The 18,027-nt window shown below is 37.4% G+C and carries 20 protein-coding genes and 1 pseudogene; 4 read left to right on the top strand and 17 right to left on the bottom strand.

The genetic code is table 11. The features are described from left to right. Positions 1 to 16 precede the first annotated feature (16 nt). Positions 17 to 583, top strand: a complete 567-nt coding sequence (locus AC13EX_RS21275; RefSeq protein WP_048644677.1) for a DUF4136 domain-containing protein — start codon at positions 17 to 19, stop codon at positions 581 to 583. 42 nt (positions 584 to 625) lie between these two features. Here AC13EX_RS21275 and AC13EX_RS21270 read toward each other — a convergent pair whose 3' ends face one another. Next, on the bottom strand, positions 626 to 1,213 hold the full coding sequence (locus AC13EX_RS21270; RefSeq protein ID WP_482894249.1) for a Maf family nucleotide pyrophosphatase: 588 nt from the start codon (positions 1,211 to 1,213) through the stop codon (positions 626 to 628). A 449-nt stretch (positions 1,214 to 1,662) separates the two neighbouring features. On the opposite strand from AC13EX_RS21270, the gene AC13EX_RS21265 reads away from it, so the two are divergent. After that, positions 1,663 to 2,913 carry an aminotransferase class I/II-fold pyridoxal phosphate-dependent enzyme gene (locus AC13EX_RS21265; RefSeq protein WP_048643726.1) on the top strand — a complete coding sequence of 417 codons (1,251 nt, stop codon included), beginning with the start codon at positions 1,663 to 1,665 and terminating at the stop codon, positions 2,911 to 2,913. A 96-nt stretch (positions 2,914 to 3,009) separates the two neighbouring features. Continuing rightward, entirely contained in the window at positions 3,010 to 3,183 is a 174-nt protein-coding gene (locus AC13EX_RS21260) for a histone H1 (RefSeq protein ID WP_205749784.1), read from the top strand. A gap of 283 nt (positions 3,184 to 3,466) precedes the next feature. Here the strand turns inward: AC13EX_RS21260 and dapA are convergent, their stop codons facing one another. The 10 genes from dapA to AC13EX_RS21210 form a co-directional block, all read right to left on the bottom strand. Further along, the gene (gene dapA, locus AC13EX_RS21255) at positions 3,467 to 4,360 is read right to left on the bottom strand and encodes a 4-hydroxy-tetrahydrodipicolinate synthase (protein ID WP_482894248.1); all 894 of its coding nucleotides are present in this window, start codon (positions 4,358 to 4,360) and stop codon (positions 3,467 to 3,469) included. A gap of 1 nt (position 4,361) precedes the next feature. Continuing rightward, positions 4,362 to 4,856, bottom strand: coding sequence for a DUF6913 domain-containing protein (locus AC13EX_RS21250; RefSeq protein WP_482894247.1), 495 nt, complete (start codon positions 4,854 to 4,856; stop codon positions 4,362 to 4,364). 11 nt (positions 4,857 to 4,867) lie between these two features. Next, complete coding sequence (gene ligA, locus AC13EX_RS21245; protein ID WP_482894246.1) at positions 4,868 to 7,339, bottom strand: NAD-dependent DNA ligase LigA; 2,472 nt, start codon at positions 7,337 to 7,339, stop codon at positions 4,868 to 4,870. A gap of 119 nt (positions 7,340 to 7,458) precedes the next feature. Continuing rightward, complete coding sequence (gene xseB / locus AC13EX_RS21240; protein ID WP_048643721.1) at positions 7,459 to 7,659, bottom strand: exodeoxyribonuclease VII small subunit; 201 nt, start codon at positions 7,657 to 7,659, stop codon at positions 7,459 to 7,461. After that, on the bottom strand, positions 7,640 to 8,968 hold the full coding sequence (gene xseA / locus AC13EX_RS21235) for an exodeoxyribonuclease VII large subunit (protein WP_482894245.1): 1,329 nt from the start codon (positions 8,966 to 8,968) through the stop codon (positions 7,640 to 7,642). The genes xseB and xseA overlap by 20 nt, the downstream gene beginning before the upstream one ends. Positions 8,969 to 9,293: 325 nt before the next feature. Beyond that, a complete protein-coding gene (locus AC13EX_RS21230; RefSeq protein WP_482894244.1) occupies positions 9,294 to 9,755 on the bottom strand; it encodes a Spy/CpxP family protein refolding chaperone in 462 nt (153 codons plus the stop codon). Between the two features lies 1 nt (position 9,756). Further along, complete coding sequence (locus AC13EX_RS21225) at positions 9,757 to 10,128, bottom strand: hypothetical protein (protein WP_339711544.1); 372 nt, start codon at positions 10,126 to 10,128, stop codon at positions 9,757 to 9,759. A gap of 32 nt (positions 10,129 to 10,160) precedes the next feature. Beyond that, a complete protein-coding gene (locus tag AC13EX_RS21220; RefSeq protein WP_048643718.1) occupies positions 10,161 to 10,709 on the bottom strand; it encodes an RNA polymerase sigma factor in 549 nt (182 codons plus the stop codon). Positions 10,710 to 10,772: 63 nt separating this feature from the next. Further along, positions 10,773 to 11,717 carry a methionyl-tRNA formyltransferase gene (gene fmt, locus AC13EX_RS21215; protein WP_482894243.1) on the bottom strand — a complete coding sequence of 315 codons (945 nt, stop codon included), beginning with the start codon at positions 11,715 to 11,717 and terminating at the stop codon, positions 10,773 to 10,775. After that, on the bottom strand, positions 11,710 to 12,927 hold the full coding sequence (locus AC13EX_RS21210) for an exo-beta-N-acetylmuramidase NamZ family protein (RefSeq protein ID WP_482894242.1): 1,218 nt from the start codon (positions 12,925 to 12,927) through the stop codon (positions 11,710 to 11,712). The genes fmt and AC13EX_RS21210 overlap by 8 nt, the downstream gene beginning before the upstream one ends. A gap of 38 nt (positions 12,928 to 12,965) precedes the next feature. On the opposite strand from AC13EX_RS21210, the gene AC13EX_RS21205 reads away from it, so the two are divergent. Beyond that, positions 12,966 to 14,186: an ABC transporter permease gene (locus AC13EX_RS21205; RefSeq protein ID WP_482894241.1), complete on the top strand. Its 1,221-nt coding sequence runs from the start codon at positions 12,966 to 12,968 to the stop codon at positions 14,184 to 14,186. Positions 14,187 to 14,207: 21 nt separating this feature from the next. Here AC13EX_RS21205 and AC13EX_RS21200 read toward each other — a convergent pair whose 3' ends face one another. From AC13EX_RS21200 to AC13EX_RS21175, 6 genes and pseudogenes are all read right to left on the bottom strand, one after another. Further along, on the bottom strand, positions 14,208 to 14,963 hold the full coding sequence (locus AC13EX_RS21200) for a polyprenol monophosphomannose synthase (RefSeq protein WP_482894240.1): 756 nt from the start codon (positions 14,961 to 14,963) through the stop codon (positions 14,208 to 14,210). Between the two features lie 179 nt (positions 14,964 to 15,142). Then, positions 15,143 to 15,943, bottom strand: coding sequence for a tetratricopeptide repeat protein (locus AC13EX_RS21195; RefSeq protein WP_048643715.1), 801 nt, complete (start codon positions 15,941 to 15,943; stop codon positions 15,143 to 15,145). Positions 15,944 to 16,197: 254 nt separating this feature from the next. Beyond that, a pseudogene (locus AC13EX_RS21190) lies at positions 16,198 to 16,407 on the bottom strand (SRPBCC family protein); the annotation flags it as partial. A gap of 273 nt (positions 16,408 to 16,680) precedes the next feature. Next, positions 16,681 to 17,121 carry a VOC family protein gene (locus AC13EX_RS21185; protein WP_482894239.1) on the bottom strand — a complete coding sequence of 147 codons (441 nt, stop codon included), beginning with the start codon at positions 17,119 to 17,121 and terminating at the stop codon, positions 16,681 to 16,683. 54 nt (positions 17,122 to 17,175) lie between these two features. After that, positions 17,176 to 17,556, bottom strand: a complete 381-nt coding sequence (locus tag AC13EX_RS21180) for a nuclear transport factor 2-like protein (RefSeq protein ID WP_482894238.1) — start codon at positions 17,554 to 17,556, stop codon at positions 17,176 to 17,178. Continuing rightward, positions 17,557 to 17,985, bottom strand: a complete 429-nt coding sequence (locus tag AC13EX_RS21175; RefSeq protein WP_157470567.1) for a VOC family protein — start codon at positions 17,983 to 17,985, stop codon at positions 17,557 to 17,559. Positions 17,986 to 18,027: the final 42 nt, after the last annotated feature.

Genomic DNA, 18,027 nt, shown 5'->3' with positions numbered 1-18,027 from the left:
AATTAAGGTAAAAATTATGAAATATTCAATCAGCTTATTGGTAATATCCCTTGGGGTATTTTTTTCTGCTTGCAGTCCGGTACGAGTTTTCTTAGAAAAAAATGAAGTAGCAAGTATTGATGCTTATAAAACGTTTTACGTCATCAACCAATATTACGATAAAGATGCTTTTGAATCTCCAGTTTTGGAGGAGAATTTACAATATAGGCTTACAGAAGGTATGAAAAATTTGGGCTTTGAGCAGAATGAAACCAAGCCAGACCTTATCGTAAGGTACAATACAAACCTCACCGACAGACAGAAAGAGGTCAATCATCGCCCCATGATGAGCCCCTATTATGGTTATGGTGGGTTTTACAGTCCTTATATGATGCCCTATCCCTATGGTGGAAGGAGTTCATACAGTGTGGAGAAATACGATATGGGCGAATTGGTAGTGGATTTTATAGATACCAAACAGGATAAAGTAGTGATGCGGATCAGTGCTGTAGGAGAAATCACCAAGCCAAAACAAAAAACAAAAAACCTGTTTCTTTCAGTGGAAAAAATCCTCAAAGCCTTTGCTAAAAGCGTAATTTCTTAATCCTCAAACAAAGTCCAAACTTTGCCAGTGCCAGAGTAGGGGCTAAAGCACTAAGTTGTAGTTGGCCTTTAAGGTCTGGTAGACTTTATTTACAGGCAATCCCATTACATTGTAATAAGAGCCTTTAATATGATCTATACCTACCAGACCTATCCACTCCTGTATTCCATAGGCTCCGGCTTTGTCAAATGGTTTGAATTGGCTTATATAATAAGCTATTTCTTCCTGAGAAAGTTTTGAAAAACTCACCTCAGTTTTATCACAGAAAGTGAATTTTTTATCCATATCAGCTATACAAACGCCAGTAGTCACTAGGTGGCTTTTCCCATTGATTAATTCAAGCATTTTGAAGGCCTCATTTTCATTTAAAGGTTTGTTGAGGATGGTATTGTTTGCGATTACTACCGTGTCGGCCGTTATCAGCACCTCATCTTTTTTCAAACTTGGAAGGAAGGTACCTGCTTTTTTTTCAGCCAAATAGGTAGCCACTTCTTCTGAATCTAGATTCACCGGATAACTTTCATCCGTATCCATTGTTTTCACCTCAAATTCCAGGCCCAGGTCTCTGAGTAACTGTTGCCTTCTGGGGGAATTGGAAGATAAAATGATTTTTTTATTATTTATTAACATGTTTGATTTCGGTTTTTTGATCAATTTTAAATCCAAAAATAAGTTTTGAGATTTCCTTAAACCAGTAAATGGTCATAGATATCTCAATTAGTTAAATTTCAGGAGACCTTGGCCGCTTGATAGGAAAGCAAAGCATAGGTTTACAAATTCGGTTTATAGCTGGAAATTGGCCTGTTTTAATTTGGTTTTTTCTTCTTTAAAGCCCCAAATTTCCACATTCTTTATACCTTATGAAAGTTTAAATTAATTACGAATAGATGACATTTACATTTATTAAGTGCTTGAGAAGGCTCCAATTGTATTATCACTTATAAATAATTAGGGGACATTGAAAACTGAAATTACCAAAAGTGCATGTAATTTTGTTGAATCCACTTAAAAACCTTATTTTTGGGGGTTTTATTACCCTATTGGGTTAGTAATTTGTTAAACATCAAAGTAAATACACATTGGATATATTTGAAAAACTGAACACCAATCTTGGTCCACTAGGTAAGCATTCCGAGTTATCAGAAGGATATTTCATGTTTCCAAAATTGGAGGGTGAAATAGCTCCTAGGATGAAATTTAAAGGTAAAGAGGTTCTGAATTGGAGTTTAAACAACTATTTGGGTTTAGCCAATCATCCAGAAGTAAGGCAAGCAGATGCTGATGCTGCCACAAAATGGGGAGCCGCATACCCAATGGGTGCCAGAATGATGTCTGGGAATACTGATCTCCACGAGCAACTTGAGAATGAGTTGGCCGAATTTGTAGGTAAAGAGAAAGCCTATTTATTAAATTACGGTTACCAGGGAATCATGAGTGTAATTGATTCACTGATTGACCGAAAAGATGTAATAGTTTACGACAGTGAGTGTCATGCTTGTATTATTGATGCATTGCGTATGCACATGGGTAAACGATTTGTTTTTCCACACAATGACATGGAAAGTTGTGAAAAGCAACTTAAAAGAGCTGAGCGATTAAGCAAAGAAACAGGTGGTGGAATTTTGGTCATTACTGAAGGTGTATTTGGTATGACTGGAGATATGGGCAACTTGAAAGAGATTGTTAAATTAAAGGATAAATTTCAATTTAGACTTTTAGTAGATGATGCGCATGGTTTTGGTACTATGGGTAAAACAGGTGCTGGAAGCGGTGAGGAGCAAGAAGTTCAAGATCAAGTAGATTTATATTTTTCAACTTTTGCTAAATCTATGGCAAGTATTGGCGCGTTTATTGCAGGAGATGCTAAAGTTGTACATTACTTAAAATACAACATGCGTTCTCAGATATTCGCTAAGGCACTTCCATTAATTATGGTTGAAGGGGCTTTAAAGCGTCTTGACATGTTGAAGAACAGACCTGAATTCAAAGATAACCTTTGGAAGATCGTTCGTGCATTGCAAAATGGATTAAAGGAAAAAGGATTCAGTATTGGATCTACAAATTCTCCTGTAACACCAGTTGTTTTGAATGGTACTGTGGGTGAAGCCGCGACTTTGAGCAAGGATTTAAGAGAAAACTATAATATCTTTTGTTCAGTTGTTATTTATCCTGTTGTTCCAAAAGGAATGATTATATTGCGTTTAATACCTACTGCAGTTCATAGTCTTGAGGATGTGGTAGAAACAATCGCCGCTTTCGAAGCTATAAAGGAAAAATTGAGTAGTGGCTATTATAAAACCACAGAATTGGCAACCTCTTTTGGTGAATAAAATCAGAAAAAATTGCTTAAGCTGTAAAATTATAAAGTATTTAACTATATTGAATAAAAAAACAATTTCATCATTAACCTAAATAAACTTTTAATTATGAACAGATTTAATGAAATCAAAGATCTTATAATGTCTCTTGAAGCTGATTTTGACAAATTCTATGACAAGAAAAATCAAGCTGCTGGAACTAGAGTAAGAAAAGGCATGCAAGATTTGAAAAATATGGCGCAGGATATAAGAAAAGAAGTTCAGGACATCAAGAATACCTGATTTGAAAATTTAATAAAAAGGGGGACTTAATATTTTAAGTCCCCCTTTTTATTTTATATATGTTTTTAAACCCTGATTATGTAATAGGATTTCTCCGTCCTGACAATAGTCAGGGGTGAAGCCTGTCCCGTGTTTACGGGAAGTGTTGCAATCGCAGGAAAATCAGGCTGTTTGGAGATTTTAGCATAGCACCGCTATGGTGAAATTGAAAACAGCAACGATTGGGTATTTTGAAGCGATTTCAGCAGGTAATAGATTGTCTATTGCATATTTCGGGTTTAATTTACTCCAAATGTGGAGAATAGAACTGATTGGTATTGATTTTACCTGCAGCGGATTTAATTCTAGACTTAAGCTCCTCTGAAGCTTTTAATAGAGGAAGTCTTACATTGCCCTCACAAATCCCCAAATGCTCCATTAGGCATTTTACTCCTACAGGATTACTTTCCTCATACATCAGTGGATTGATGTCTAATAAACTAAAGGTGCCTTTTTTTGAATATTCTCCATTACCGTGAATAATGGCTCCCATAATTTCAGGGTAGGCATTAGCAATAACAGAAATTACACCTTCGGCGCCAATACTTCTCATTGGCGTAGTGATCATGTCATCACCTGAGATCAAAAGAAAATCGTCCGGCTTGCCATTGGCAATACGCATGCATTGCTCCAAGTCCCCGCTTGCTTCTTTAATTCCGATAATGTTCTTGTGCTTGGCCAATTCTAAAGTTGTATTTGCACTTAAATTGGACATGGTTCTCCCAGGGACATTGTACAAAATCACTGGGACAGGACATTTGTCTGCCAAAGCGGTATAATGTGCGATTATTCCTGATTGGCTCGGTTTATTGTAATAGGGACTTACCGATAAAACAGCAGCAATTTCGGAAAAATCGATGTTGTCTATAGCAGATAAAATTCCTGCAGTATTATTTCCACCAAGACCGTAAACAATAGGAACTCTTGTACGATTGATTTTTATAGTGAATGAGAGCACATCCATTTTCTCTTGCTCAGAAAGTGTGGCTGACTCTCCCGTAGTACCTTGTACAACAAGATAATCCACATTACCCAGAATTACATGCTCAATAACACTTTCCAAAGCAGAGTAATCAATTGCTCCATCTGCTTTAAAAGGAGTTACTAATGCTACTCCGGTACCTGTAAACTTTTTCATTTTAATTAATCTGCTTTAAATATTTTATCAACAGCGCTGTCCCTGATTGAATATCTTTTTCTTCATTATTTAACATCAAATCCAAATAGGGTTCTGTCTCCTTGTTATAAAACCCCATGCTATAAGATGTCGACTGTAATTGTAGTAAAAATAAGGTAAAGTAATTTAGTCTTTCCGGAGTAAAAATAATCAAATCTGGTGTAAGGGAAAGCAATTGAATTAGTTTTTCTCTGGGTTTACCAAATAAAGTAAAATCTTTATAAGAAAAAGCCTGTTCATCTACTGATTTCTCGTCATAATAATTCCCCATGATCGTGATTTCATTTCCAAGGTCGGAATGCACTACCTCCTTAATTACTTCAATTTCTTCTTTGCTACTCGCAATAATTGAAATGGTTTTAATATTAGCGGTATTTAATAGGATGGATTTCTGGGTTAACTTTTTCTTTGGATTTTCTAAAATACTTTTTACGTAATATTCCCTTATCCATTTCATCTGTTCTTATTTTATTTCTTTGTTTTATCACACATTTCTAAAAAAGATTCCTCTGAAATCAATGGAATATTTAGTTTTTGGGCTTTTTCCTTTTTACTTGGCCCCATTTCTTCTCCTTCGATAATGAAATCCAGGTTTTTAGAAACAGACTTGGAATAAGTGCCCCCATGGGATGCTACAAAATCCATGATCTCATCTCTCTTAAAATGATTTAATCGACCTGAAGCAAGAATTTTTTTACCTTCTAAAATGTTACTTTCCAACTGAGTCTCCTCTTCTGAAAGTTGAAATTGTAGGCCCTTTGCTTTTAGTTTATCTATGATCATTCTGTTTTTCTCTTTGGAGAAAAACAATCCTATACTTTGCACTAAAGTCTCACCTACACCATTGATTTCAAGTAATTCTTCTGCACTTGCCTTTTCTAGGTTCTCTATATTTTGGAAGTGTTTGGCCAACAATATAGCCGTATTTTCACCAATATTCCTGATCCCTAATCCAAATAATACTTTTGGAAAGGGTTGGGAAGTCGATTGGGCGATCCCATCCAGCATGTTTTTTATCACACCTTCCTGAAAAGTACTTCCTTTTAGTTTATTAATTTGATCCATTGCCCCACCAAATAAATCAAGGGTATCATTGATTACTATTTCATGAACACTATTTTTATTCTTTGTTATGACTGTAAAGTCTGCCAGGCTGTTTTCATTTCCAGTTAAAATATATAGAATATAGGCGACAGGTACAAAATCTTCCACTAAATCAAATTCTCCTTTATCTAGCAGTGCATCTAGCTTTTTGATTGATTCCAGATTGCTTTTGGCTTTTTTACCTGTATTTTTCACAAAATTTATAAATTCTGAAACCTTTTCATGCAAACTATAATTCTCATGCGTATCAATAAAGGAATCAATTTCCTTCAAGGTCAAATGTTGGCTTATGGCATACAATGCCTTTTTCAAGCTTACATACAAATACCCATCACTGTTTTTGGAATATTGATCATCGGATACCTCTAGCCCCAACAATTCTCCTTTTTTCTCAGGCAAATAATAAAGGTCTGCCAGATCCTGTACATAGCCCTGTTGGATCAATGCCCTGAGCCTTTCGGTCCCTAGCGAGTCAATATTCATGGCTCTTTTTGATACAAAGTGCTCAATTCTCCCTAAAACCTGAGGAGGGCAGGCTTCGTCATTTGGACAGAAGTGTTTCGCCTCACCCTCATTTCTTTCCAACAAGGTACCGCATTCTGGACAATGCTTGATATATACAATGGGTTTGCTGCCAGAAATTCTTCTTTCCAACACTACCCCAGTGATTTTTGGAATGATCTCTCCTCCTTTTTCTACATTTACTGTATCACCCTCATGAAGGTCCAGCCTTTCAATTTCATTGGCGTTGTGTAGGGATGCTCTTTTTACAGTTGTTCCTGCCAGTGAAACAGGGGATAAATTCGCTACAGGCGTGATTGCACCTGTTCTACCTACTTGATATTGAATAGACAAAAGGGTGGATTCAGCACTTTCTGCCTGGTATTTAAAGGCAATGGCCCATTTTGGAATTTTCGCGGTAAAGCCCAATTCCTCTTGCTGCCGGTAATCATTTACCTTAATTACCACGCCATCAGTCTCTACTGAAAGATGGTGTCGCTTTTCTCTCCAATCTTCGATATATGCCAAAACCTCATCAAGATTTTGGCATTGTTTATAAGTAGGAGATACATTGAATCCCCAATTTTCCAAAAGTTGTAGCGATTCTCCATGCTCTATTATGCCATAGTCATCTGCTATCAATTGGTATAGATAACAATTCAGCCTTCTTTTGGCAACTACGGATGAATCTTGCATTTTGAGGGTTCCCGAAGCAGTGTTTCTAGGGTTGGCCAGTAAACTTTCCCCACTTTCAAGCCTTTCAGCATTGATTTTCTCAAAGCCTTGCTTGGAGAGAAAAATTTCACCCCTGACTTCAAAATACCTGGGAAGATTTTCCTGGTCTTTGATGACCAAAGGTATCGTTCTAATGGTTTTGACATTTTCAGTCACTACATCTCCTTTGTATCCATCTCCCCGCGTGACTGCTCTTGTTAATACTCCATTTTCATAAACCAAACTGATGGCTACTCCATCAAATTTCAATTCACATAAATAGTTGTAATTTCTATGTTCAAGTCCTTTGGCTACCCTTTCGTCAAAGGCGATTAATTCTTCTTTGGAATAGGTATTGCCCAATGAAAGCATGCGTACAGAATGCTCTGCCGTCTCAAAGTTTTTTGTGATGGTACCACCAACCCTTTGGGTAGGGCTGTCCTCTTTTTTTAAATCAGGATACTCATTCTCCAGTTGAATGAGCTTATCAAGTAACTGATCAAAATCAAAATCACTAATTTCGGATTTGTCTTCCTGGTAATAAAGGTGATTGTAATGATTGATCTCTCTCGTCAACTCATCGATTAACTTCCCTGCCTCTTTTTTACTTACTTTATTCATTTAAAAAATGATCACAATTTCTTCCTTCAAATGTACTGTTTTTGATTATAAATTAATGGCATTGGCAGCAAAATAAAACCTGCTTTTTCTGAGCTAAATTTACTTTTGAGTAAAAGGCATTATGCTTCCTCAAAGGCTTTTTTAATCTCCTCTGAGGTCATTTTAAGTTTTTGCTTGCAAACTTTCACCAATTCACTGGCTTCCTGTACCATTTTGGTCAAATCATCCATTCCCTGATCTTCTTCTTCAAGCTGTTTTACCAACTGATCCAATCTAGCAATAGCTTCATCGTAGCTCAAGTTATCCTTTTTGTTTTTCATTTGTCTCTAATTTTTTGATAACAGAAGTTATTTTATCCCTTTTATTATAAGTAATCAGCTCATCACCGATTTTAAGGGTTTGCTTGTTAATAGGAATTCCGTCTTTCTCTGTTTTTGTATATCCCCGTTGCAATAGGGTTTGTGGATTGAGCCGGTCAATAGTTTTCCCATATTGGCCTAACTTTTCTTCGGCCTGTTTTAGTTTTCTTTCGGTTATTTTTCTCAAGCTTTCGTCAAGATGTACGCATTTGATGCTTTCCTTTTCTGTTCTGTAAAGAGATATTCGCCTTGCTTGCTGGGCGTATCGATCCAAAGCAAGATTACATTCGTTTAATTTTTGTCTCAGCAGGTTGGTTACCAGGTGAGTTTTGTCTGTTAGCCCAGCTTCTTCCGATTTTAATCTCGCCTGTATATGTCTTTCTATTGAGACCAGGTTCCTGTGCAGATTGTCTTCAAATTCACTGAATCCAGACAATATAAAACTGGCAACGGCAGTGGGGGTTTTTAGCTTGGTGTGGGCAACCAAATCTGCAATTGATTCATCCCTCTCATGTCCGATTCCTGTCACTACAGGCAAACTTGCATTGGCTATGGCTTTTGCAAGTTCGTAATCATCAAAACAATCCAAGTCCGTTTGTGCACCACCTCCACGGACTATGACCAAAAGATCAAATTTTTCTTCCAACAATAAATCTTCAATATGTTGGATGGCTTGAATTATTTGAGGTACAGCATCTTTTCCCTGCATTGCTGCTTGAAAAAGCTGATAATGGATTTTGAAATGCTGTGGATTCTGATCCAGTTGATTGATAAAATCCCCATATCCAGCAGCCGTGACTGAACTAATGACAGCAATTTTTTGACTTACTATCGGCAATACATATTGCCTGTTCAAGTCCATTAAGCCTTCATTGGTTAACCGGCTAATTATTTCTTGCCGTTTTCGGGCTCTTTCACCTAAGGTGAAATTGGGGTCAATGTCTTTAATTACCAGACTTATTCCATACAGTTCATGAAACTGCACACTTACCAGTGCCATTATATTCATGCCACCTTTAAGGGCTGTTCCGGTAGTGCTTTCAAATTTCCTTGAAATGGATTGGTAGGTATAAGACCAGATATTTCCTCGGATTTTAGCTAGTATATTGCCATCCGATTTTTCTATTAAATCAAGGTAAGCATGACCTCTTACGCCTGCCCTTAACTCACCTATTTCTGCAATTACCCAATAGGTAGGAGCGAGGTGGCTATCTAAAGTACTTTTGATCAGCTCGTTTAGGGATAGAAGGGATATTGCTTGCTGCTGCATCTTACAAATTAACAAAAAATATGCTTAAAAGGAGGGTGATTTCTATTTGAACGGAAGCATTTTTTAATTAATAGGTAAGCTTGTATGGGTAAAAAAAGACAAAGCTTTTTTACCTGCACGTGGAAAGGATAGGTAGAGAATACAAATAGGTTGTGTTGCCCTCATTTTTCTAAGCATCTTGACAAGATTTCATGCTTAGTTTAGTAATCCATACTTCCTTTTTCCTGTTTTGGAATGCGCCCTAAAAAAAGTGAATGTTGAAAATTAAATAAAATTCTCTTGGGCTAAATATAAAAGTTGTAATCTTAATGTTAGATTGACATCCCTAATTATTACTCTCCGATCTGGGTTGTCTTTCTTCCCTTTGTTTTCGTTGCATTTTATAAATGTGGCGAGTGAAATCCCTATTGATTTCATTCAATTCAAGAGCCTGAACAGGACTAAGCGTATCTGCTATTTTTCTTAGAAATACCTTCTCAGCATTCATAAGATTCTCTTGAATGCTAAATCTTTTTTCCATTAATTCTCTGGCCTGAGTATTTGAAATTTTTTCATCTCCTGTTTTAGATATGTTGCGCATTTCCCGCATCATTGAGTTTCTTTTACCTTGAAACTCATTGTATAAAGGCCAGAATTTCTCTGCTTGATCAGGGCTAAGTGACAGTCGATTGGTAATGAAGGCCACTCTTGCAGCTTCCAATTTTTCCTTGTCCACCTGATTGTTTTTCTGTGCGTACACAGAGAAAGTCAGTAATGTAAATAAGAAAGCAATTGCTAAATTTTTCATATCAATAAAATATTTCATTCTCCAATAAACCTTCGTCTATCCATGTCTGGTTGCTCCACTCTTCTTCTGTAATATCGTCAAGGAGCTCGTTGGGGTTGTCAGCCAAAAGTAATACATCTTCCACATTCCAAACGCCTGATTCGATGTAATATTCAACCTCTTCATTTAATTCTGTCTGGTAATTGATTGAAGAAGTTACCGTGTCATTGGTATTGAACAAAAAGAAGCCAATAATGACAACTGCGGCTGCGGCCATACCACTGAGATAGTATTGTAGAGCTTTAGGTTTTCGCTTTTCAAGAATTTTATCCGGAAGGTTCTCAAAGTAATTTTCCGGAGTCCTGAATATATTCTTCTTTGGGAATTTTTCCATATTGTTGTTTGACCGTTTTTTTATCAATAGGTTTAATCCTTGCTCAGATATTCTTCAATCTTTTTGACAGCATGATGATATCCTGCCTTAAGACTCCCTACACTTGTTTCAGTGATTTTGCTCATTTCTTCATAAGGTAATTCATCAAAATACCGAAGGTTAAAAATCAATCGCTGCTTTGTAGGTAATTTTAAAATGGCTTTTTGAAGTTTTTTTTCAATTTCATTGCCATCCACCAAGGGCGATTGATCTACATAGTTTTCCATCTTCTCGTGATAATCTTCGATCGGAATAGACAACTTCCTTTTCCTTTTTTCAATGAAATTTAAACTTTCATTGACTGCAATTCGGTAAATCCACGTAAATAGAGCGGAATTTTGGTTGAACTTATGAATGTTTTTGAATGCCTTGATAAAGGTGTTTTGTACAACATCATCCGCATCCTCATGTACAATCACCATTTTTCTAACAATGCCATACACGTTCCTCTGGTAGGTCTCCACCAATAACCGAAAACCCTTTTCACGGGTTTTTGGGTAATTGATCATTTCCAGAAGTTCAGCATCGTTTTTTGGCTCCATTCATGTCTTTGACTATAATTTAACCAATTGGTTTAATTGCAGCCCTATTTTCTTTTAAAAATTTTATGTGCTTAGGCTGTTTCCTCTCAAAAAGTCTCCAATATCCATCCTTTTCTTGCCTTCCATCTGAAGGTTTAAAATAGAAAGCGTCCCTTCTCCTGTTTGAAAATGAACAAAGGTTTTGTTGTCCGTTTTGAAAGCACCAACCCCTGTACCGCTACTGTCTGTTGCAAGGACCTCAGATTTGAAGATTTTACAGGTTTTATCGTTGATCCTGCACCAGGCACCCGGATAGGGTGAAAGCCCTCGTATAAGGTTATGAATAGCTTCAGCCGGTAGATTCCAGTTGATTTCACCAGTTTCCTTAAAGATTTTAGGAGCATGGTTTTTTGCCTTTGTCTCATCTTGTACTTTGGGCTGTACCTCTCCCTTTACAATGGCGTCCAAAGTATTAACCACCAACTTAGCGCCCTTTTGCATTAATTTCTCGTACAAATCTCCCAGGTTATCCTCCGGTAGGATAGGAACCTCTTCCTGGAATAAAATACTTCCAGTATCGATTTCATGTTTCAAGAAAAATGTGGTTACCCCAGTTTTGGTTTCCCCATTGATAATGGCCCAGTTGATAGGAGCAGCACCACGGTAATCAGGTAATAGAGAAGCGTGCAAATTAAAAGTGCCTAGCGGAGGCATAGACCAAACTACTTCTGGTAGCATCCTGAAGGCTACGACCACCTGTAGATCGGCCTTATAGGACTTTAGGGTCTCTATAAAATCTGGGTTTTTTAGATTGGGTGGTTGAAGAACCGGTATACCATGCTTCACAGCACAATCTTTTATTGGTGAGCTCTTCGGCTTTCTTCCTCGGCCTTGTAATTTGTCCTGAGCCGTGATCACAGCAATTATATTCCAACCATCTTCAATCATGGCTTCCAATGGGGCAACCGCAAATTCCGGTGTTCCCATGAATATGATCCTTAGGTCTTTTTTCTCCATCGTTTTATTCATAGATCAGGTATTCTTTTCTTTTTGCTTTATAAAGGTTTAATTCCTCCTGCCAGGTGGAGCGAATGCTCGCTTCGGACTCTCCAGCGATAATTAATTTTCTTAACTGATCTGATCCGGCAAGCTTGTCAAAAAAAGCATTGAAAAATGAGGCTCCTTTATTGGCTTTTTGATATGCTTCTAATAAATAAGATAAGGTGAATTGGTGGGAGAGAGGTTCATCTCTTAAATCCTTGCCATAGCAAAGCTTGTCTTGCTGCGGGGGATATTTGGACATTCCTTCTATGCTTATGGGTGTAAATGTGAAATCTCCAAATTTCGGATCAGGATAACCATATACCTGAAAAGGAAACAGTGTTCCTCTTCCAAGGCTTACGTCTGTACCTTCAAAGAAACATAGAGAAGGGTACAAGCGAATAGCAACATCATTCGGTAAATTTGGTGAAGGCTTTACTGGTAAGGAATAATGATTTTCATGCTTCCAGTTGCCTACAGGAACAACTTCCAAGGGTGCTTTAACTCCCTCTTTTAGCCAACCTTCTCCATTGATCATCTGGGCCAATTCACCTACAGTAAGTCCATGGATAATGGGAATAGGGTGCATTCCAACAAAGCTTTCATAACCTTTTTGTAGGACGGGACCATCTATATAGTCCCCGTTGGGATTGGGCCTATCAAAAACCATTAAGGTTTTATTTTGTTCTGCGCAGGCTTCCATTAGATAGTGCAGGGTGCTGATAAAGGTATAAAAGCGAATGCCTACATCCTGAATGTCAAAAATCACGATATCTACATCAGCAAGGGCGGCTGTGGAAGGTTTTTTTGATTTTCCGTATAAAGATACCAAGGGCAGTCCGGTTTTTGGATCTACCGTATTGTCTACCTTTTCTCCAGCATCTGCATCTCCTCTAAAACCATGTTCAGGTACAAATACTTTCTTTACCTCAATGCCTTGTGCCAATAAGAAATCCACCAGGTGTAAATTCTCTTTGGAGGTTAGGATACTGGTTTGGTTTACAGAAAGTGCAACTCTTTTACCTTTCAGTTTGGGTAAATAAATTTCAGGCCGGTCCGCACCAGGAAGAATTATAGGAGCGCTTGTCTCGGGGCTTGGTTTTTCTTCTAAATTGCGATTATTGTCCGGTTTACTTTTACAAAAAGTCATGTTACCAAACAAAAAAGCTAGGATAAGTATTAATTTAAGGTGCTTCATGTTAATTTGCGTTTCGGTTAACAAAATAAACGACTTCATTGAACCTTTCCTACTTCATTGCAAAAAGAATCAGTTTTAAAAAGACGGGAGGTTTCACCGGAACCATCCATCGGATTGCTGTAGCCAGTATTGCCCTTGGGCTTTCTATAATGATCATTTCCTTCTTGATTCTGGGAGGTTTTCAATCGGTGATTTCTAATAAGGTGTTTTCTTTTACAGGGCATTATCAGGTCAATCAATTTGTACTGAGTCAATCTCTGGAGGATTCTCCTACAAGCACCAATAGTGAATTTTATACCAATTTCCGTGATAGAGACTATATAGAACATGTTCAGGTTTTTGCCAATAAACCAGCACTTATAAAAGGGGAAGAGGAAGTAGAAGGTGTAATGATGAAAGGAGTAGGTAGAGATTTTGACAGCCTGGCCTTTAAACCATCGATAGTAAAAGGGCGGTTTATTCAGTTTGGAGACAGTGGCTCTTCTTCCAATGAGATTGTGGTCAGCACCAAAATTGCCAGAAAGATGCTTTTGGATGTTGGGAGCAAGGTTACCATGTACTTTGTACAGGATCCTCCACGCTTCAGAAGACTTGAAGTCGTGGGATTGTACGAAACCTTTTTGGAAGATTTTGATGATAAGTTTATTCTAGGAGATATTCGTGTCATACAAGTGCTGAATGATTGGGATGAAGATAAAGTTGGTGGATTTGAGGTCTTCTTAAAGGATCCCCAAACAATTGACCTTTATGAGGATGAGCTCTATGAAAGTATAGATTATGACTTGAGACTTACCAAAGCAACGGATAAGTTCATTCAGATTTTTGACTGGCTGGAATTGTTGAATAACAATGTCTATGTTTTTTTAGCCTTGATTCTATTTGTAGCTTCTTTCAATATGGTGTCCATTCTCTTTATTCTTATTATGGAAAGGACTTCTATGATTGGCTTATTAAAGGCTTTGGGTAGTACCAACCTGCAAATCCGTAATATCTTTATCTGGAATGGAATCCGAATTATAGGAAGAGGAATGTTATTGGGTAATTTGATTGGTTTGGGCTTTGGTTTACTGCAACAAAGCACCCACTTATTCAAGCTTAATGCTGAAAATTACTACATGAGCTATGTACCTATCGTGTGGGATTGGCCAATAATTCTGGGATTGAATGTATTAATATTGGTTATCACTACTGCAGTATTGTTTATTCCTGCAGTGATCATCAGTAACGTAAACCCTATCAAATCAATTAAATTTGACTAAGCTGTAAGAGGGGTTTTAAAATCAGATAATTGATTGTTCTTTGGCTTTTTTAGGCTTTATAAACATGCTTTTTACTTTCATGTAAATTACGCCAAGTATGGCTTCTCTAAAAATATGTTTAGACATTTTAGAGGTTCCTCTTGTGCGGTCAGTGAAAATAATGGGCACTTCCAGAATATCAAAGCCCATTTTCCAGGCTGTAAATTTCATCTCTATTTGGAAGGCATATCCTATAAATTTGACTTTGTTTAAGGGAATCGCTTCCAAAACTTTTCTATGATAGCATACAAAACCCGCTGTAGTATCTTTTATAGGAATTCCAGTAATGAACTGTACATACTTACTGGCGAAAAATGACATTAAAACCCTGCCCATAGGCCAATTGACCACATTTACACCTGATACATACCTAGAACCAATTACCAAATCATGTGAGCCTTTTACCGCTGCTGAATAGAGCAAACTTAAATCTTGTGGATTGTGAGAAAAGTCAGCATCCATCTCAAATATATAGGTGTAGCCCATTTTCAAAGCATAAGCAAAGCCTTCCAGATAGGCCGTACCTAGTCCCAGTTTGCCTTTTCTTATGATAAGGAAAAGCCGATCAGGAAAGGTTTCCTGCATCTGTTTTACCAATGAAGCGGTTCCATCAGGTGAACTGTCATCTATCACCAATAAATCAAAGTTTTCTGGCAGGGCCATAACTTCGACTATGAGATCCTGGATATTCTCCATCTCATTGAATGTAGGAACAATGACTAGTTTACTGCTTTTCATATTTGAGAATACAAAAGTAGGATTTAATACGGAATATTCTTCTGAGATCAGAAAAATTTGGTGATTGGAAAAAGTTAAAAGATGTAAAATATACAGGCCCAAGCCTCTTTCCAGGATGAGAGGGCTAACCGTGGCCTATGGACCGTATTGGAATAAATTACAGGTGAGAAAAGCAGTACTTACCTGCTATAATTGCAATCATTTTGGTGAAGTTTAGCGAATTCATTGCCTTTTAAGGCGGCTGTTTCCAAGTCGAAGCAAGATTGTCTAGGATTCTTTTCCATTAAACAAACAGCTCTTCTTGCCAAGGCCTCATAATGATTTGGATTCATTTCCAGAACCGTATCAAAATCTTCGACCGCCCAACTTTTATATCCCAATGTCATGAGGGCCAAACCCCGATTAAAAATGGCACTGACATTGTTTGGCTCCAGTTCAATGTATTTATTAAAGGTCACTACCACTCCTAGACCATCTCCAAGAAGGCCCATAGCGATTCCTTTATAATAATGGGGATTAGGTTCCCTAGGCCTTAGTTTGATAGCTAAATCTAAAAATTCTATAGCACTTTTATAACGTTCATTTTTGATCATTGCTCTGGATAGAAATAGGATGACATCATAGTCTTCAGGCACAATCATGGCTGCATAGAGTAAATTGTTTTCAGCTTCCTTGAAATCTCCCCGATCCCAGGCAATTTTAGCTATTCCTGCATAGGCATAAGCGTATTTGGGATCCAAAGTAATAATCTTTTTATAGTCAGCCATTGCCTCCTTGTATTTACCCAATTCTTCATAAGACCTGGCCCGAAGGTGTAGGGTCTTGAGATCTGTGGTGCTTGCAAAAAGTACTTTGCTAAACTCTTCCACCGCCTCATCATAGGCCCCACTATTGTACAACTGTTCACCAGTTTTAAAATCTCCAAAACAGCTTGTCAGTAATAAGCAGGCCAATACTATTCTTAAATCCCTAAACACCATAATGTTAATTGTATTAAATGATTAGTTCAATATAATAGATAAATTTTAGTTTGACAAATATTTTTTCTATCAATTAATAAAATGACTAAATATTTAATACATCTTAGTGTTTTTAACAGCAACAAAAAACTTGAGTGCAATGCTAAGACACAAGGTTTTTAATTAGGATGGGCCAGGTCAAAGTTCAATTTAAATTGGTACTATAAGGCAAAGAAAGAGGGCATATGTTGAAGTTAGCCTTGATTGAAATTCGCTTAGTTGGCTTCTACATACTTTTTAAAGTTGGTTAAGATGGCTTGCCAGCCTTGTAACTGAACCTCGATGCTGTTTTCAGCTTCTGACTCAAAGGATTCAGATACAGTGGTAGTGCCATTTTTATCTTGGAATTGAATAATTACTTTTCTACCATCAGCCAAGCCGTATTCAATTAGGTTCCCGGGTCGGATTTCCGAAAATGTGCCTTTAAAGGCATGCTGCCATCTTTCGCAGCCATAATGTAGCTAAAACTACCGCCTATTTTAAACCCGGATTATGCAATAGACAATCTATTACGTGCTTAAATCGCTTCAAAATCAGCCATTTCGTTGCTGTTTTCAATTTCACCATAGCGGTGCAATGCTAAAATCTCCAAACAGCCTGATTTTCTTGCGATTGCAACACCCATCACGAATTCTATTAGATAATCCGGGTTAAAGATTTATTTAAAGGGAATACAAAATGGGGGTTTTTGGAATGAATCAGACCTTTTCTCCACAATTGAACATCCATTGAACGCCAAATTTGTCTGTGCAACTTCCGTAATAATCTCCCCAAAACATTTCTTGAAGTTCCTGAGTCACTTTGCCACCTTCAGATAGCGCATCAAATAATTTCTTAGTTTCCTTGCGTGTGTCTGGTTGTAGGTTGATATAGGAATTGTTCCCAAAATTAATATTGAAGCCCATTGATTCAGGTGCATCAGTTCCCATTAAGGAATGGACGCCTAATATTCTCAATTCTACATGCATGATTAGGTTTTTGTCTTCTTCAGGTAGAGGGGGCGTATTCTCCTGAGGTGGAATGTCTCCAAACCTCATGGGACCATTTCCATAGAATTCACCACCAAATATTGATTTGTAAAAGTTAAATGCTTCCTCGGTATTTCGAGGGTAATTGAGATAAGTACTTACTGAGGCCATAATTTTTAAATTTTATATGTTATGATTGATTAAAATAAACTCTTGATAGGTCAATTAGCCATTTATCTTTAAAATATAGGTATGGATTTTCTTAATAATGGTGCTTGAAGCACTGCTGAAATAATATACATCACAGAAAGCATAAGTTTCTGTTTCCATTTTTATCTTCCCATTGACTGCTGCCTCCTGACCATGTGTGATGATCGAATCCAGCTTTAATTCGGAAGGGACCCTATTCTTCATTGCGTTAATCTCAAGGGAGAATTGATTTTTTCCCTGGATGGATTTGTCTCCATATATCTCCCAGACAATGTCTTCAGAAACATGCTCAATGATAAAATCTGCCTGTCCTGTTGCAAAGGCAATATTGAAGTCTTTTAGAAATTCTTTTTTGGGAGAATTTCGACAATTTGCGTTTACTGTTATTTTAGTCATCTAATTTTTTGGCATTTTATTAAAGTCCATGTGCAATATATTCCACCTATGGCCATCTAAATCCGTAAAGGCACAACCATACATCCAGCCTTGGATTTCAGCTGGGGAAGAGAACACCTTACCACCTGCTTTACTCACCTTTATAGCCATGGCATCTACATATTCACGGTCTGGGGCACCTACTGATAGCAGCATTTCACTCCCATTGTTTATGTCTGAAACTTTATTTAATGCATATTTTTCAAACTGGGCTGATGTAACCATCATTACCGGAACATTGCCAATTTTGAAACCAACCATTTCTGGAGCATCTCTCAATGATTCAAACCCCAGGCTAGTGAAGAAAGCTTTGGTTTGAGAAAGGTTATTAACGGGCAAGTTGATCCATAATTCTTGTGTCATTGTGGTTTCTACTTTTGGTATATTCAAATTTCCATAATTTAATTGTTAATTCCACTGTGTTGATCCGAC

It is taken from the genome of Cyclobacterium sp. L-R, from assembly GCF_056859355.1.
The sequence above is the reverse complement of the archived record's forward strand: the minus strand, read 5'-3'. Positions and strand labels throughout refer to the sequence as shown.

Bases quoted from the DNA above. Each gene is read 5' to 3' on its own strand.
- AC13EX_RS21230 (WP_482894244.1), bottom strand. From the start codon at position 9,755: ATGAAAAATTTAGCAATTGCTTTCTTATTTACATTACTGACTTTCTCT.
- AC13EX_RS21250 (WP_482894247.1), bottom strand. From the start codon at position 4,856: ATGAAATGGATAAGGGAATATTACGTAAAAAGTATTTTAGAAAATCCA.
- AC13EX_RS21195 (WP_048643715.1), bottom strand. From the start codon at position 15,943: ATGGTGTTTAGGGATTTAAGAATAGTATTGGCCTGCTTATTACTGACA.
- AC13EX_RS21225 (WP_339711544.1), bottom strand. From the start codon at position 10,128: ATGGAAAAATTCCCAAAGAAGAATATATTCAGGACTCCGGAAAATTAC.
- ligA (WP_482894246.1), bottom strand. From the start codon at position 7,339: ATGAATAAAGTAAGTAAAAAAGAGGCAGGGAAGTTAATCGATGAGTTG.
- AC13EX_RS21210 (WP_482894242.1), bottom strand. From the start codon at position 12,927: ATGAAGCACCTTAAATTAATACTTATCCTAGCTTTTTTGTTTGGTAAC.
- AC13EX_RS21200 (WP_482894240.1), bottom strand. From the start codon at position 14,963: ATGAAAAGCAGTAAACTAGTCATTGTTCCTACATTCAATGAGATGGAG.
- xseA (WP_482894245.1), bottom strand. From the start codon at position 8,968: ATGCAGCAGCAAGCAATATCCCTTCTATCCCTAAACGAGCTGATCAAA.
- AC13EX_RS21185 (WP_482894239.1), bottom strand. From the start codon at position 17,121: ATGGCCTCAGTAAGTACTTATCTCAATTACCCTCGAAATACCGAGGAA.
- AC13EX_RS21220 (WP_048643718.1), bottom strand. From the start codon at position 10,709: ATGGAGCCAAAAAACGATGCTGAACTTCTGGAAATGATCAATTACCCA.
- fmt (WP_482894243.1), bottom strand. From the start codon at position 11,717: ATGAATAAAACGATGGAGAAAAAAGACCTAAGGATCATATTCATGGGA.
- AC13EX_RS21275 (WP_048644677.1), top strand. From the start codon at position 17: ATGAAATATTCAATCAGCTTATTGGTAATATCCCTTGGGGTATTTTTT.
- AC13EX_RS21270 (WP_482894249.1), bottom strand. From the start codon at position 1,213: ATGTTAATAAATAATAAAAAAATCATTTTATCTTCCAATTCCCCCAGA.
- AC13EX_RS21180 (WP_482894238.1), bottom strand. From the start codon at position 17,556: ATGACTAAAATAACAGTAAACGCAAATTGTCGAAATTCTCCCAAAAAA.
- AC13EX_RS21260 (WP_205749784.1), top strand. From the start codon at position 3,010: ATGAACAGATTTAATGAAATCAAAGATCTTATAATGTCTCTTGAAGCT.
- xseB (WP_048643721.1), bottom strand. From the start codon at position 7,659: ATGAAAAACAAAAAGGATAACTTGAGCTACGATGAAGCTATTGCTAGA.
- dapA (WP_482894248.1), bottom strand. From the start codon at position 4,360: ATGAAAAAGTTTACAGGTACCGGAGTAGCATTAGTAACTCCTTTTAAA.